Here is a 14,843-nt window from a genome sequence, read left to right as displayed (position 1 = left end):
ATTATTTTGATTATTTGGGAATAAATGTTTTTTTGAATCGTCTTCTTTATAAAAGGGGTAAAAATCAATGAACGAAACTCTAAAAACCTTATTGCCCATGCTTAGGCGCTTTGCCTATTCGCTAACGGGTAGTAAAGCAGATGCAGACGATGTAGTGCAAATAACAATTGAAAAACTATTAGTAAAAGGCATTCCAGATGACGTTGAGCCAGCTAAATGGGCGTTTAAAATTTGCCGTAATGTGTGGATAGACGAGTACCGCTCACGCAAAGTAAGGCAAAATACGGCTCAGGCCGATATATTACCAGAGCCAATTACAAGTAATGAGCACCAAACACTCGAAAACAAACAAATGCTTAAAAATGTAAATACAGCACTTGGGCAATTACCCGAAGAGCAACGCGCCATAGTATCGCTGGTGGCAGTGCAGGGCATGGCTTACAAAGAAGTCGCACATACACTCGATATACCTATAGGCAGTGTAATGAGTAAATTATCGCGCGCACGCAGTACACTTTATAATTTAATAAAACCCGACTTTAAAAAGGAGCAAGTATGAACATTAACGACGAAACACTTAGCGCCTTTTTAGACTCAGAACTCAGCGAGCACGAAATGGAGCAAGTGCGCAAAGCCCTAGAAACCGATGATGAACTAGTAATGCGACTTGCAGAGCTAAGCGAAGTAGACATGCTCGTAAAAGAGCACGCTACAAGTATTGATGACGCCCCCCTTAGTGACTCATTAGCTAAAACGGTTGCAAAGCTTGATACAGCAACGACAAAAAACACGTTAAATAGCAATGTAGTAACGTTAACGCCTTGGCAAAAGGTTAGGCAGTCGGCTAATAAAAGCTTAGCAATAGCTGCAAGCGTTGCAGTGGTATTTGGGATAGCAATGACGAGTTATTTACAACCCAATGAGTCGAAAAATTTAGTAGCCAGTACCATAGCATCAGCACTTGATACACAGCTAAGTAGTGGTGTGTTTGAGCAAAGTGATGGCTCAGTATTTAGCGCGCAGCTTAGTTTTAAAAATCAGCAAGGTGAGCTTTGTAGGCAGTATGCACTAAGCTCAAACAATACAACGCAAACAAGCATTGCTTGTAAAACGCAAAGCGGTTGGCAAATTAAAGCGCAAACAGCCACGCAGCAAAGTAATAATGGCGCGCAATATCAAACAGCGTCTAATAACAGTGAGTTAGATGCTGTTATAGATAGCATGATCAGCGGCGCACCACTAGATAGAGCGCAAGAGCAGCAAGCAATTAGTGCAAAGTGGCAGTTAAACCAATAATAGTTTTTATAAAACGAGGTGAATGATGAAAACATCTATTTTAATTATCAGTATTTTACTTATGGCGGGTTGCGCATCAAAACCTGATTACCGCGCCGCGAATAATGGCTCACAAGGTTACAGCGAGCAAAAAATTAGCATTGATCAATACCGAGTAGAGTTTAAAAGTGTATCAAACAATGTAGCCGATGCCGGTGATTATGCATTATTACGCGCGGCTGAGCTTACCCAAACGCAAGGCTACGACTGGTTTGTTGTTACTAATAAAGAAACCTTTGTTGAGTCTAAATCACAAGCGCCTGCCTCATCTATTAGTGCATCACACAGCCAGCAATATGAGCGAAACTGTGGTTTATTAACCTGCGAAACACGTGTACGCCCGAGCAATAGTATAGGCGTACAAGTGAGCAATAATGATAAACGCAAAGAAGTGCACACCTTAATTGATATTAAAATGGGCAAAGGTATAAAACCCAGCGATAACAGCTTTAGCGCTCAAGACTTAATTGAAAACTTAAGGAAAAAAGCTCAGAAGTAAGCGTTTGGTAAAAGTTCTTGATATAAGCACTTAGCTTGTTTTAGCTAAGTGCTTTTTTCGTGGTAGAAAACCAGTAACCAGCATAGTGCCCACAATAACAAATAATGCGCCGAGTAACGTATTTGGCCCTATTTGCTCATCTAAAATTACATGCCCCCAAAAAATGCCAAATAGCGGAATTAAAAACGTGACCGTTAAAGCTGAAGTTGGGCCAATATCGTCAATAAGTTTAAAAAATAAAATATAAGCAAGTGCGGTACACACCACGCCAAGGGCTAACACGCCAAGCATAACGTCGGTACTAGGTACTTCGCGAATAGGAATAAAAAGTATAAGAGGTAGTACTATAAAACTGGCTGCCCACATAGAGCCGTGTGCGTTATCGAACGGTGCAAGCTTAGGGGCATTTTTTGTATAATGTGATGCAATGGCATAACACAGTGAGGCGCTTAGCGCTGCTGCAATCGCAATAAGTGAATGAGTATTTAATACAAGATGATTTTGCCCAACTAAAATTGCCACGCCTATTAAACCAAGCAGCAAACCTAAAACCATACTTTTAGTCGGTTTGATTTTGCTCCAAATAATACCTACCACTGCGCCCCAAATAGGGGTTGTTGAATTTAAAATCGATAAAGTAGAGGCGCTAATAGTTTGCGCAGCGTATGCAAAAAGTAAAAAGGGAAGGGCAGAATTAAGCGCACCAATTATAAAAAAGTGCTTGGTGTGCTTAGTAAGCGCCAAGTGGCGTTTTAAATACAGCGCCACTATAAAAAGGGTGAGTGCGGCAAAGCCGACTCTAAATTCTATTAACACCGCTGGGCCTAGGCTATTTGCCGCCATTCGCATAAATAAAAATGAGGCGCCCCAAATTGCAGCCAGAAAAAATAACCGAAGTAAACTTGCTAAGCTCATGATAGTATTTTAATTATACAACTTAATTTATAGAGTAACAGGCTTTGCAATAACTGTAAGCCAGATTCGGTACTCGCATATAAAAATAATAAAAAAGGAATAGTCATGAGCCGATATTTACTGATCACAGCAATAATGGGAGTGGGTTTATTAAGTGGTTGTGGGTCTACGCCTATTAATTTATACGATGACACCACCATGAAAAAACATGAGTATAACGGCATAAAAGCGTATAAAAAAGGAGATTTTAAACAAGCTTTTATGTACCTAAAAGACCCTGCAGCGCTTGGTTATAAAAGTGCGCAATACACATTGTCGTTTATGTTTTTAAAAGGGCAGTACTTAACACAATCCACTAACATGGGCATGGGCTGGCTAGGGGTTGCAAAAGAGGCTGGAGTTGAAAGTTGGCAGGCGCAATATAATACGTTTTATAACGCGGCTACTTAGGCGCAACAGCAACAAATAGACGAAACCGTTGCGTTGTACATAAGCCAGTATGGTAGTAAAGCACAAAAAATGACGTGCCGTCGCTCAACAACCCCAAGACGCACGTTTGGCGAAATTAAAATAGACTGTAACAAACACGAGGGCACTGTGACTAAATACGAAGTGCAAACAAAAGAGTAATGCTAAGCGGTAGCTTGTTTTTGCTCAAAGTCACTTTTTACAATTTCGAGTGCTTTTAACACATCCTCTGGAGCAACCTCGTGCTGCTCCAACAGCATAATTAAATCTACCGCAAGTTTTACATGTGTAGGGGCGTTATCAAGTGGGCTGGTCATTTAAGTCTTTCTTTTTTGAAATTTGAGTAATGGCTACATCAATAGCGGTTTGTACGCGCTCTTCCATGTGAATACGTTCACTTTGCGGTAAATAAAATGCCATATCTACATCGTAGCGAATATAGCGAGGGGGAAGTTGATTGAGCACCGTACAACAAAAATCGGCCATTACATCTTCACTGTAAACTTTATCTAGTTTACGTTTAATGATTTCTTCAACCACAATTTTTTCGTAAAAGTTATGTATGTCGTCGTGCAGTCGCATCGTGCTAGCGCCTTTTATGGGGTCCGTTTATTTGAGTGTATACTAAGCACTAAAATAAATCGATAGCCGCTTTAAATAGTTGTTTATGCACATTAATTAACGTATTTAAATTACGCTGATAACCGCCACCTAAAGCGCACATAAGTGGGATCTTATGGGCTTTGCAGTAGTTAACAATAAAATGATCGCGCGCATAAACCCCTTCAAGCGATACGTTAAATAACCCTAGCTCGTCTTTTTCGTAAATATCAGCCCCTGCGTTATATAAAATAATATCGGGGTTATGAATACGCACGCAAAGTTCGAGGGCTTGTTTTAGCGTTGTTAAGTACTCGGTATCTGATGTGTTGGCAGGTAGGGCGAAGTCGTAATCGGAGTGTTGCTTTAAGCGCGGAAAATTTTGCTCGCAATGAATAGAGCAGGTAACTATAGCATTATTATGTTGCGTAATTTGTGCTGTGCCATCGCCTTGGTGTACATCACAATCAAATATTAATACGGTATCGGCTTGATTTGTGTTGATTAAATGCGCGCCAGCCACAGCCAAATCGTTAAAAATACAAAAGCCACTGCCGTAATCACTATATGCATGATGATAGCCTCCACTTAAATTAGCGCAAAAACCATGTTTTAGTGCGTATTCGCTGCCTTGAATACTTGCCCCAACTGAAAGTAGCGTGCGCTCTACTAGTTGATTTGAATACGGGAAACCCATTTTTTTAATTGCTTTATTACTGAGCTTGGCGTTTAAAAAATCATTTATGTAGTCTTCGCTATGGCACAGTGCAAGCTGCTCGGGCGTTGCTTTGGTTGGTGTATTAAACTGTGTAGCCTCAAAGCCTAAGTGTTCTATTTCTGCTTTTAGCATGTGGTATTTTTGAATAGGAAAACGGTGGCGTTCAGGAAGCGTTAAAGCAGAATATAGCGGGTGGTAAAAAAGCTGCATTAGCGTAATTGTTGTTTTTCGACTTGTTGAATTTTATCTTCGGTGGCCGAAATTGCTTTACGGCAACGGCCTAAGCGCGCATGCGTGGTTAAAATTTCCATATTAAGTTTTTGTGCTTGCGCTGGGGTAGCTTTTTCCATTTGTAGTTTGCGCTCTTCAATCATTAACACTAAGCGTCGTTCAAACTCATGGTTTTGCTTAAGCTCGTCGTATAGCTCGTGCGACGATTGCATTATTTTTTTTACGGCGTGCTTATAAACCGTATTTTTTGGCCTAGGTTTGTACTGATTTTTGTTTTCTTTTGCCCAAATAGGGGTTGATTTAATAACATTAAATACCGCGTGTACTTGATTACCTATGCGCTCGAGTGCATAAGCATAAGCATGGCGGTGCTCACTGGGTGGTAAGCCGGTAATTTCGTCTTCAATTTCTATTACGTAGTCAGTTAGGTTCATGCTTTTAGTACTAAATACGCCGCGGTCAAATAAACTAGGCTGCGCCTGCATATAGCGGTTTTTAGAAAACAACTTTGCACTATCAAATTGCTCAGCTTGTTGTTTGAGCGTAGCAACTTGTTGGCGTAATTTATCCAGCGCGTGTGTTTGCATTTATAAATAAGCCTCGTAAATTAGTTTTAATGCTAGCAGTATAACCATAGTGTTAAAAACGGGACGAATAAACTTACCACCAAAGCGAATTGCTGAGTGAGCGCCAATCCAAGCACCTAACATAATAAAAAAGCCCATGATTAGGCCTAATAAAAAGTTAACATGACCAAGTGCCACAAAGGTAATAAGTGATATAAAATTAGATACAAAGTTCATCGAACGGGCTAATCCACAGTTAAGCAGTAAGCTCATTTTATAAAATAAACTATTAGATGCGGTCCAAAAAGTACCTGCGCCTGGGCCTGCTACGCCATCAAAAAACCCTAATGCCAAACCCTGCAACCACTGCTTTAGTTTAAGTAGTGGTGTTACTTTTGGTAAATCGTCGCCTTGTGTGGTACTTAAACTACCAAATAAGCTATAGCACGCCACCATAATTATAATGATAGGTAAAAGCTTATTTAAAAACTCAATACTTAAATGGTCAACAATTAATGTACCAATTACAGCGCCTATGGCGGTAGCAATAATGGAATTTGCCCAAAATTTAGGGCTAAAGAGATTTTTTTTATAATACGTGTAGCTGGCCGTTAATGAGCCAAAGCTTGCCGCAAGCTTGTTTGTGCCAAGCGTTACATGCGGTGGCAAGCCTGCGGTGAGTAGTGCGGGTACGGTAAGTAACCCACCGCCGCCGGCAATTGCATCAATAAAGCCAGCAGCAAGGGCCGCGGCACATAAAACTGCCAGTGTTGTGGGATCTAAAGCAAGTTCAAACATTAATAATCTATTTGTCTTTTAAAAGGTGGTAAGGTGTCGAGCATGGCTTTGCCGTAGCGCTTGGTAACTAAGCGTCTATCGAGAATGGTTATACGGCCTTCATCGCTCTCTTTTCGCAGCAGTCTACCACAGCTTTGTACCAATTTCTTTGCTGCATCGGGCACGGTGATAGACAAAAACGGGTTACCGCCTTTACTTTGTACAAATTCGGCTTGGGCTTCTTCTATTGGTGATGTAGGTACGGCAAACGGTATTTTTGTAATTATTAAGTTTTCTAAATATTTACCAGGTAAATCAAGCCCTTCTGAGAGGCTTTGCGTACCAAATAAAATACTACCTTTACCACTATCAATATTTTGGGTGTGCTTTTTTAATAATGCCTCTCGCGACATTTCGCCTTGCACTAATAAGTTAAAACCTTTTGTTCTAAGAAACTTAGCCACATGGTCCATTTGCCAATACGATGCAAACAACACTAAATTAGCTTTTTTTGTGTTTAAGTACTCAGGCAAGGTTTGCGCTATATGATCGCTAAAGGCTTTGTCGGTTGGCTCAATTTTACTTACCGGAATACGCAAGGTTGCTTGTTTAGGGTAATCAAAAGGAGAGGGCACTTTAATAAACTTAACACCTTCTTCTTTTGCTAAGCCACTTTCATAAGCAAAATGATCAAACGAACCGAGAGCACTTAAAGTAGCAGAACACAAAACTGCACCGGCGCATTCATTCCATAGTTTGTCTTTTAAGTAGTAGCCAACTTCGATAGGGCAATCACTTAATAGGTGGTCGTGATGATTTTTATATTCTAAACGTTTGATCCACCTTGCATGTGGTGTGCCTTCGCCTTTATTTGCATAGCTGTACCACAGCTTATTTAATTGCTCTAAGCGGTTTATGTAGTGCCCGCTTTCAGCCAAGACGGGGTCGGCAACGTAGGGTTTTATATCGCCATCGCTTACATCTTGTGTGAGGGTGTCGTGCATTTTATTTAAACAACGCAGTGCATCTAGTGTGGCATCACTTATATCTTTAGCTTTATTGTGCAATGACTTTGGTATTTCGCCATGCTCAAAACGATATGTATCGTCTTTTGAGTATTCAAAGTCGGCATTATCAAGAATATCACGCACTACTTTTAAGTCTTTATTAGCATCGTTAATGCTATCGCATAGCTTAAAGTTTTGCCCAATGGCTTTTTGTCCCACTAATACCTTAGACATTTTGCCACTAAATTTGGTGAGCTTATCGAGCCAATCAATAGTGCCTTTTATAGTGGCCGCTGCTGATGAAAAGTCGCGGGTAATATGCGCCAGGTGATGCGCTTCATCTATTACATAAATAGTGTTGTCGGGTTCGGGTAAAATTTTACCACCGCCTAAATCCAAATCAGCTAATAGGAGTGAATGGTTAATAACAAGCACATCCATTTGCATAAGCTGATTACGAGCAAGCTGAAACGGGCAGGTTTGATGGGCTTTCATTTGGCGTTGGCAAGCGTGTTTATCGCAAGCGATTAAGTTCCATACCCTATCGGGGATGGTGTCGGCCCAGCTGTCTCTGTCGCCTTGCCACTTTTTATTTACATAGGCATCGTAAAGACCTTTTAAGCATTTAGTTTCCATAACACTTAGCGGCGAGGTAAGTGTGGGCATAAACTCCATTTGCGTTTGGCTATCACCATTAACTGCGTTATGTAGTTTATGGGCACATATATAGCGCTGCCTGCCTTTTACTAGGTCAAACTTAAAGTCGAGCCCAGAATGCTTTTTAAAAAAAGGCAGCTCTTTTGCTATTAATTGCTCTTGCAGTGCCACGGTAGCCGTAGAAATAACTAGCTTCTTTTTTTGTGCAAGGGCAAGCGGTAGTGCGCCTAAACAATAGGCAAGTGATTTACCTGTACCTGTGCCTGCTTCAATTACACAAATGCGCTGCTTTTTATGGTATTCGCCAGCCAGTGTTTTTGCTATTTCGGCAACTAGGTAGTTTTGGCTACTACGCGGGCGGTAATCAATGAGGTTATTAGCCACATGCTGGTGTACTTGCCTAATGGTTTTTTTTAGTTGGTCAGAAAGCATGGGGAGATAAACCTAAAATATGTATATAATTACAGTGTAGGAATTTTAGAGTTATAACTGTGTAACTACAAGCAACGATGAAATTAATTTAGAAAATTAATGCGGCGATTTTTTAAGTTTATAAATTACTCCCTATTGTGGTCTGTTTATATTTTGAGGTTGAACAATTATCAACCCTTAATGTTTATAGGCCCTAAAGTAGAAAAACAAAATATAAGTAAGGTTTATTGATAGTGTATTTAACTTCTGGCTTTGTACTTTCTGCACAAGCGCACGATAGCGCTCAGGGTTTACAATATGAAATTTGGTTTGCTACCGATAATGGACCTATAAAAACAATTTCTGAGAATGAAACCGCGCTATTTTTTATAAAAAAGTCAGATGAAAAAGCAGCTCAAGCTATTTTATCTGCCGAATCACTGAACTTTTTAATCAAACCTCTTTCACTTAAAAACTTTCAGCAGCAAGTAATATGTGGCTGTTACTTTTACTCGCTCAAACACTTTTATAGTGCGAGCAAAGCGTTAAAAAGTCGCGGTATTACACTTTATGAAGATGATATAAGGCCCATTGAGCGCTATTTAATGGAACGCTTTATTAAAGGCGGAGCGTGGGTTACGGGTAAACGATTAGATCATGCGCATTACATTGAAATTTTAGATGCTAAATTAAAAGCTAACGCAGACTATACACCTACACTTTCTAAGTTATCACTTGATATAGAGTGCAATGAAAGTGGGGTGTTGTTTTCTATTGGCTTAGTAGGCTGTGGTTTAGATTGCGTAATCATGATTGGAGAGCCTGAGTATCATGATCCAAGCATTGGTTATACTATTATATGGTGCGAAGACGAGGTTGCTCTATTACAGCAACTTGTAACACTTATTAAGCAATGCGACCCTGACATTATTATTGGGTGGAATGTTATTGAGTTTGATTTTGCAGTTATTTATGAGCGCTCTGTAGCACTTGGAGTAAAACTATTACTAGGAAGAGGAAACCTTCCTTTGTATGTTAGAAAGGGGCATTTTACGCGGGTTTCTATTCCTGGGCGCTGTGTAATAGATGGTATTGACACTCTAAAAAATGCCACCTATAGCTTTGAGACTTTCTCACTTGCCAATGTTTCAAAAGAGATTTTAGGTGAATCTAAATTAATCGAGTCCAGTAACAGCTTACAAGAGATTATTCGTCAATTTAATGAAGATAAGCTCGCGCTTGCTAACTACAATCGCCAAGACTGCATACTTGTTAATAAAATTTTCGATAAGCTAAAGCTTCTCGATTTTGCAGTTATTCGCACACAGCTAACCGGCCTTGAGCTCGAAAAGCGTGGCGGCTCAGTGGCGGCTTTTGTAAACATGTATTTGCCTTTACTACATAGAAGCGGTTATGTAGCCCCCAATATGGGCGATCATGGGCTGACTTTTGAAAGCCCAGGTGGTTATGTTATGGAGTCGGTACCAGGGCTGTATAAAAATGTCATCGTGCTTGATTTTAAAAGCCTGTACCCCAGTATTATGCAAACCTTTTATATAGACCCGCTTGGCCTGATAGAAGGGATTGAAAACCCTGAAAATAGTATTGAAGGTTTTAATAGCGCACAGTTTTCTCGAGATCAGCACCACTTACCCAAGCTTATAAAAAGCCTAGCACTCCAGCGTCAACGAGCTAAAGATAATCACGATTTAATGCTATCTCAAGCCATTAAAATAATAATGAACAGCTTATATGGTGTATTAGGCTCACAAGGCTGTCGTTTTTATGACCCTAGACTCTCAAGCTCTATTACTTTACGTGGCCATGAAATAATGCAGCAAACTAAAAAGTGGATTGAAGAGCAAGGTTATAGTGTTATTTACGGCGATACCGATTCGACCTTTGTAAAGTTAACGGATGATTTAAGTGTTGAAGTGTGTAATAAAATAGGTAAACAGTTAGCTAAACACATAAACACGTTGTGGCAGCAACACATACACGCTAAATATAATTTAACTAGCCATTTAGAAATAGAGTTTGAATCGCTTTACAGCCCGTTCTTTTTACCCACCATAAGAGGTAAAAGTGTGGGGTCTAAAAAGCGCTATGTAGGTCAGTTGATAAAGCCGGAAGAATCAAAATTGGTTTTTAAAGGCTTAGAAACCGTAAGAAGTGACTGGACTAAACTGGCTCAACAGTTCCAATTTGACTTATTTACCCTCCTTTTTAATCAACCTGAGCAAATTAGTGACCTTGTAAACGATTACATTAGTAAACTTTTACGTGGCGAATTTAATCATTTGCTGGTTTTTAAAAAACGTTTAGGTCAAAACTTAACCGACTATCAAAAAAATATCCCACCCCATGTACAAGCCGTAAAAAAGTTTCAGAAGCAAAATAGTGAATTTACGCTAAAAAGAGGTGAATTTGTTACATTCGTTTACACAACACATGGTGTTGAGCTGTATCAAGGCCTGCATAGCTACGACTACTCACTGTATATAGATAAACAGATTGTACCCTTATTAGAAATGGTTGCGCAGTTTGTTAACGTTAACGTAAACAATTTTGAGCTAAAACAGTTCGAACTGTTCTAGTTTGTACCCATTAATGCATTTTTTGATTACATAATCCACGTTTTAGCTCTATTTTTGTACAGTAATTCTTCATTTAAGCTAAAAACCAATAAAAACCCCTTTTTTAATTAATATTTGGTTAACAGTAGTTGGCTTTTAGATATTTTTTGTTTAGTATTTGGTTTAGTCGCTGTTAATAAACTGTGACAACAAAAAATAATTAAATAATAGTCGCTTCTAACAAGTGGTGACCCAGGGAGAATCAAATGTTAAATAATAAAGTTTCAAAGGCAGTTCGCTTAGCGATTGCATTTGGTGCAGTATCAACAGCTGCATTTTCGTCAAGTTCATTTGCTGCAGAAGAAGAGTCTGCAGAGAAAGTAGAACGCATCCAAGTAACTGGTTCACGTATCAAACGTACAGATTTAGAGGGTGCTTCTCCAGTAGTATCTATTACTTCTGCTGATATTAAACTAGAAGGTGACTACACAGTTGCAGATGCGCTACGTTCTAGTTCATTAAACTCATTCGGTTCGTTTTCAGAGCGTTCTGGTAGCTCAGCTCAATCACAGGCAACTATCAACTTACGTGGTGCTGGCTCACGTCGTACTTTAGTACTTTTAAATGGTCGCCGTTTCCCAGGTTCACCAACATTAGGAGGCGCTTCTGCTAACCTTAATGCAATTCCAATGGCTGCAGTTGAGCGTATCGATATCATGACTGAAGGTGCATCTTCTATTTATGGTTCTGATGCAATGGCGGGTGTTGTTAACGTAATTTTAAAAGAAAACTTTGAAGGCCTAACGTTTAACATCGGTGCAGGTCACCGTGACCAAGACGAAGGTACTACCTCTACAGAGTTTTCTGTAACAGGTGGTGTATCCAGCGATAAAGGTAACATTACATTCTCTTTTGACCACCAATCTCGTAAAGGCATTTCAGATGCTGACCGTGACTACACTAAAGCTCAGCTTGGTGATTTAGACGGTGATGGCGACATTGAAGCTTACACTGCAGATACTGTAGGTTGGTCTTACTACGGCGCTACTGTACTTTCACCTGATTTTGCTACAGCGTCAGCTTCACTTTTATGTGATGACTTAATCTCTGAATACGGTGAAGATACTTTCCGCCGCGTTGATGCAAACGAAGATTGGGGTCCAGGTTCTGAATACTGTATGTATGCATTTGCTAATGTATCTTACAACACAGCATCAATTGACCGTAACACATTATATGTTAGTGCTAACTACGAGCTAACAGACGACATTGAGTTCTTTGCTCAAACAATGTTTGTACAAAACTCTTCATTTGGTCGTTACGCTCCACCGGCTGCAGCATGGGAAAACATGGCAGCTGATAACCCTCATAACCCATATGGCGTAGACGGTGCATATGGTTTATTCCGTTGGGTAGGTATAGGTACACGTGATGGTAACGTAGACGATTACAACCAAGATTTAACAGCTGGTTTACGTGGTGACTTAGATTGGAACAACGCTTCTTGGGAAGTTTACTACCACCACAATAAAGCAGATAACAAATCTGTAGGTGAATACTACCTTTCTTACAGTGGTTTAGCATACAACGAAGCTAACGATATCGATTTAGGCTCTGATGAAGGCATTGCCAACATGAAATCGACTACGTTACAAAGCTCTGCTTCTACTTTTGACCAATACTTTGCTGGTTTAGGTTTTGACTTATTTGAACTACCAGGGGGCGCTGTTGCTCACTACGTAGGTGTTGAGTACTTTGAACAAACTTACGAAGATATTTACGATGGTCAATCAGAAGCGGGCCTAATCGGTGGCTCTGCTGGTAATTCTTCAATGGGTGACCGTGATGTTACTGCTATTTTCTTCGAATCAGTACTACCAGTTTCTGATACAGTAGAAGTAAACTTAAAAGCGCGTTACGATGATTACTCTGACTTCGGTGATAACCTTGCTCCTGCAGTATCTGCTCGCTGGCAGGTTGCTGATAACGTAGTGATTCGTGGTTCTTACTCAGAATCTTTCCGTGCACCAGGTCTAGATTTACTTAATGCAGCACGTACATTCTCTGCTGAATCTGCAATCGATTATAACAACGGTTCTACTACATCACGTCAGTACGATACGTACTATACAGCAAACTCAGAGCTTGAAGCTGAAGAGTCAGATTACATCAACTTAGGTGTGGCATGGGATGTAAACGATAACTTAAGCTTTAAGTTAGATTACTTCCAACTTTCTATTGATAACGTTATTCAGTCTAAATCTCTACAGGGCTTATTATCTGATGAGGCTGCTGGCCTAATCACTGCAGTAGGTGTTGATACAGATACGTCTGATGAAACTTTCTACCTTAAGCGCTCTGCTTCAGGTACGCTAATCGAAGCAGGTACTTCTTACTTCAACGGTGCTGGTTTTGAAATTGAAGGTTTTGATTTCACTATTAATGCAAACGTAGAGACTGATTTTGGTGACTTCCGCTTTAACAATGTTAACAGTGTAACACTTTCATACGATTCTGAAGTAGGTGGTGTTGTACAAGACACTGCTGGTTGGTCTGGCCAACCTGATCTTAAGTCAGTAGCAACAATTTCTTGGTCACTTGATGATCACACAGTATCTTGGAACTCTACTTACACAGCAAGCACGTCTGAAACTGAAGTTGATGAAGATGGTGATGGTTTCTACGAGCAATCAGGTGATTTAGACAGCTGGTTAATCCATAACTTAACTTACAGCTACAATGCAGGTGTTTACGGCGCTGTAACATTTACAGTAAGTAACTTAACTGACGAAGACCCAGTTCTTTCTTCAGCTGGTACATGGGATAACCAAGACCTTTACAACAACTTTGGTCGTGATTACCGTCTAAACTACTCAATTAGCTTCTAATATTAATTAGAAACAGGTTGATATATAGGGCTGAATTTATTCAGCCCTTTTTTTATGGGGATTTTATATGGGGATTTTATATGGAAAATTATTGGAGTGAGTATTGGTCTCAAGGGTATTTAACTTCATTTGGGCAGGATATTAAAAAAAACTATACAGGCAAGCTCAAGCAGAGCTGGACAGGTTTTGCTAGCGAGCTTAGTCCACAGTGTAAGATACTAGACATAGGCACAGGCAATGGCGCACTGATAAAGCTCATACACGATAGTAGTAAAGATCAGCTGAACTTTATTGGAATTGATAAAGCAACAGTGGCAAAGAGCGTTACAGGCGTGCCTGAGTCGCGTATTTTATCAAATGTAAGTGCAGAGACCTTACCTTTTGAAAATAATGAATTTGATGCGATAGTGGCTCAATTTGCAATTGAATACAGTGAACTTTCAAAAAGTACTCTTGAATTATTTAGGGTATTAAAACCAGGTGGGTTATATCAAATTGTTTGCCATGAAATAGACTCAGATATAGTTAAACCAAATGTGCTTATACTGGAGTCTGCTGTTCGCGTACGTAGTGACTTGTTAACTCCTTTAAAGCAGCTAATTGATGAGCTGAAAAAAGATGATAATGCTCAGGTAAATAGCTTGATAAAAACAATAAATAACCTTATCCAGCTTGAAAGGCAAGTACACCCTCACGCAGTTGATGGAACACGGTATCCTGACTTTTTTCAGTTTATTTTGAATAATAGAAAAATAGATTTAGAACGCGCCTATCAATTATTTACTCAAGAGCTTGAGGGGCTGACCTTTAGGCTAAATGACTTAAAGCAAGCGGCGTTAAATTCACAGAAAATTAGCCAGTTGTTATTAGGCAATAAAACATCCAAAGAGGCTTTAGTTGACTCTAATAATGAATATATCGGAACGCTTTACAAGGGACGCAAATAGCTAGCCTCATCACTCAAATGTGTTCTGTGCATTAATAACCTAGCAGCTTTGATGGTATTTCATAGGCCGTATGAGCTGCATAACCCACCCCTTCTATCTTTGCAGTGATTTGTTAAACAATATTTTCAGTCACATTGTCATTTATAAATTTTAAATTATCTTGTTAATACTTTTAAAAATGTTAATAAATAAATATATTTTGGACTTTATACCTAAAAATACATCGTTCCTATTTTTGGTATATTTAA

General features: G+C 39.6%; 13 protein-coding genes and 1 pseudogene. 7 read left to right on the top strand and 7 right to left on the bottom strand.

Annotated elements, in window-relative coordinates; translation table 11 throughout:
• The first annotated feature begins 67 nt into the window (after positions 1–67).
• The 3 genes from CWC16_RS11785 to CWC16_RS11775 are packed head-to-tail and all read left to right on the top strand — an operon-like array spanning position 68 to position 1,834.
• Entirely contained in the window at positions 68–559 is a 492-nt protein-coding gene (locus tag CWC16_RS11785) for an RNA polymerase sigma factor (RefSeq protein WP_006793586.1), read from the top strand.
• Entirely contained in the window at positions 556–1,296 is a 741-nt protein-coding gene (locus tag CWC16_RS11780; RefSeq protein WP_138541668.1) for an anti-sigma factor family protein, read from the top strand. The genes CWC16_RS11785 and CWC16_RS11780 overlap by 4 nt, the downstream gene beginning before the upstream one ends.
• A gap of 25 nt (positions 1,297–1,321) precedes the next feature.
• Positions 1,322–1,834: a CC0125/CC1285 family lipoprotein gene (locus tag CWC16_RS11775; protein WP_138541740.1), complete on the top strand. Its 513-nt coding sequence runs from the start codon at positions 1,322–1,324 to the stop codon at positions 1,832–1,834.
• A gap of 30 nt (positions 1,835–1,864) precedes the next feature.
• On the opposite strand, the gene CWC16_RS11770 is transcribed toward CWC16_RS11775, so the two are convergent.
• Positions 1,865–2,749 (bottom strand): DMT family transporter, encoded by an 885-nt coding sequence (locus CWC16_RS11770; protein WP_138541667.1) that lies wholly within the window; start codon positions 2,747–2,749, stop codon positions 1,865–1,867.
• A gap of 105 nt (positions 2,750–2,854) precedes the next feature.
• On the opposite strand from CWC16_RS11770, the pseudogene CWC16_RS11765 reads away from it, so the two are divergent.
• Positions 2,855–3,379, top strand: a pseudogene (locus CWC16_RS11765) (SEL1-like repeat protein).
• Positions 3,380–3,381: 2 nt separating this feature from the next.
• On the opposite strand, the gene rsmS reads toward CWC16_RS11765, so the two are convergent.
• The 6 genes from rsmS to dinG are packed head-to-tail and all read right to left on the bottom strand — an operon-like array spanning position 3,382 to position 8,205.
• Positions 3,382–3,534: a pleiotropic regulatory protein RsmS gene (rsmS, locus tag CWC16_RS11760; protein ID WP_024033713.1), complete on the bottom strand. Its 153-nt coding sequence runs from the start codon at positions 3,532–3,534 to the stop codon at positions 3,382–3,384.
• Positions 3,518–3,799: a late competence development ComFB family protein gene (locus tag CWC16_RS11755; protein WP_055013926.1), complete on the bottom strand. Its 282-nt coding sequence runs from the start codon at positions 3,797–3,799 to the stop codon at positions 3,518–3,520. The genes rsmS and CWC16_RS11755 overlap by 17 nt, the downstream gene beginning before the upstream one ends.
• Positions 3,800–3,848: 49 nt before the next feature.
• Positions 3,849–4,745: a histone deacetylase family protein gene (locus CWC16_RS11750; protein ID WP_138541666.1), complete on the bottom strand. Its 897-nt coding sequence runs from the start codon at positions 4,743–4,745 to the stop codon at positions 3,849–3,851.
• Positions 4,745–5,353 carry a primosomal replication protein gene (locus tag CWC16_RS11745; protein ID WP_138541665.1) on the bottom strand — a complete coding sequence of 203 codons (609 nt, stop codon included), beginning with the start codon at positions 5,351–5,353 and terminating at the stop codon, positions 4,745–4,747. Before CWC16_RS11745 ends, CWC16_RS11750 begins: the two co-directional genes overlap by 1 nt.
• Positions 5,354–6,130, bottom strand: coding sequence for a TSUP family transporter (locus tag CWC16_RS11740; RefSeq protein WP_138541664.1), 777 nt, complete (start codon positions 6,128–6,130; stop codon positions 5,354–5,356).
• On the bottom strand, positions 6,130–8,205 hold the full coding sequence (gene dinG / locus CWC16_RS11735) for an ATP-dependent DNA helicase DinG (RefSeq protein WP_055019233.1): 2,076 nt from the start codon (positions 8,203–8,205) through the stop codon (positions 6,130–6,132). The genes CWC16_RS11740 and dinG overlap by 1 nt, the downstream gene beginning before the upstream one ends.
• Positions 8,206–8,438: 233 nt before the next feature.
• On the opposite strand from dinG, the gene CWC16_RS11730 reads away from it, so the two are divergent.
• The 3 genes from CWC16_RS11730 to CWC16_RS11720 all read left to right on the top strand — a co-directional run bounded on the left by CWC16_RS11730 (position 8,439) and on the right by CWC16_RS11720 (position 14,595).
• On the top strand, positions 8,439–10,781 hold the full coding sequence (locus CWC16_RS11730) for a DNA polymerase II (protein ID WP_138541663.1): 2,343 nt from the start codon (positions 8,439–8,441) through the stop codon (positions 10,779–10,781).
• Positions 10,782–11,026: 245 nt separating this feature from the next.
• Entirely contained in the window at positions 11,027–13,648 is a 2,622-nt protein-coding gene (locus tag CWC16_RS11725) for a TonB-dependent receptor domain-containing protein (RefSeq protein ID WP_138541662.1), read from the top strand.
• A gap of 80 nt (positions 13,649–13,728) precedes the next feature.
• Complete coding sequence (locus tag CWC16_RS11720) at positions 13,729–14,595, top strand: class I SAM-dependent methyltransferase (protein ID WP_138541661.1); 867 nt, start codon at positions 13,729–13,731, stop codon at positions 14,593–14,595.
• Positions 14,596–14,843: the final 248 nt, after the last annotated feature.

It is taken from the genome of Pseudoalteromonas sp. S3776 (assembly GCF_005886915.1).
GTDB lineage: Bacteria > Pseudomonadota > Gammaproteobacteria > Enterobacterales > Alteromonadaceae > Pseudoalteromonas.
The sequence above is the reverse complement of the archived record's forward strand: the minus strand, read 5'-3'. Positions and strand labels throughout refer to the sequence as shown.

Excerpts from the sequence above, each read along its gene's own strand:
- CWC16_RS11785 (WP_006793586.1), top strand. The coding sequence starts at position 68 with ATGAACGAAACTCTAAAAACCTTATTGCCCATGCTTAGGCGCTTTGCC.
- CWC16_RS11780 (WP_138541668.1), top strand. The coding sequence starts at position 556 with ATGAACATTAACGACGAAACACTTAGCGCCTTTTTAGACTCAGAACTC.
- CWC16_RS11775 (WP_138541740.1), top strand. The coding sequence starts at position 1,322 with ATGAAAACATCTATTTTAATTATCAGTATTTTACTTATGGCGGGTTGC.
- CWC16_RS11770 (WP_138541667.1), bottom strand. The coding sequence starts at position 2,749 with ATGAGCTTAGCAAGTTTACTTCGGTTATTTTTTCTGGCTGCAATTTGG.
- rsmS (WP_024033713.1), bottom strand. The coding sequence starts at position 3,534 with ATGACCAGCCCACTTGATAACGCCCCTACACATGTAAAACTTGCGGTA.
- CWC16_RS11755 (WP_055013926.1), bottom strand. The coding sequence starts at position 3,799 with ATGCGACTGCACGACGACATACATAACTTTTACGAAAAAATTGTGGTT.
- CWC16_RS11750 (WP_138541666.1), bottom strand. The coding sequence starts at position 4,745 with ATGCAGCTTTTTTACCACCCGCTATATTCTGCTTTAACGCTTCCTGAA.
- CWC16_RS11745 (WP_138541665.1), bottom strand. The coding sequence starts at position 5,353 with ATGCAAACACACGCGCTGGATAAATTACGCCAACAAGTTGCTACGCTC.
- CWC16_RS11740 (WP_138541664.1), bottom strand. The coding sequence starts at position 6,130 with ATGTTTGAACTTGCTTTAGATCCCACAACACTGGCAGTTTTATGTGCC.
- dinG (WP_055019233.1), bottom strand. The coding sequence starts at position 8,205 with ATGCTTTCTGACCAACTAAAAAAAACCATTAGGCAAGTACACCAGCAT.
- CWC16_RS11725 (WP_138541662.1), top strand. The coding sequence starts at position 11,027 with ATGTTAAATAATAAAGTTTCAAAGGCAGTTCGCTTAGCGATTGCATTT.
- CWC16_RS11720 (WP_138541661.1), top strand. The coding sequence starts at position 13,729 with ATGGAAAATTATTGGAGTGAGTATTGGTCTCAAGGGTATTTAACTTCA.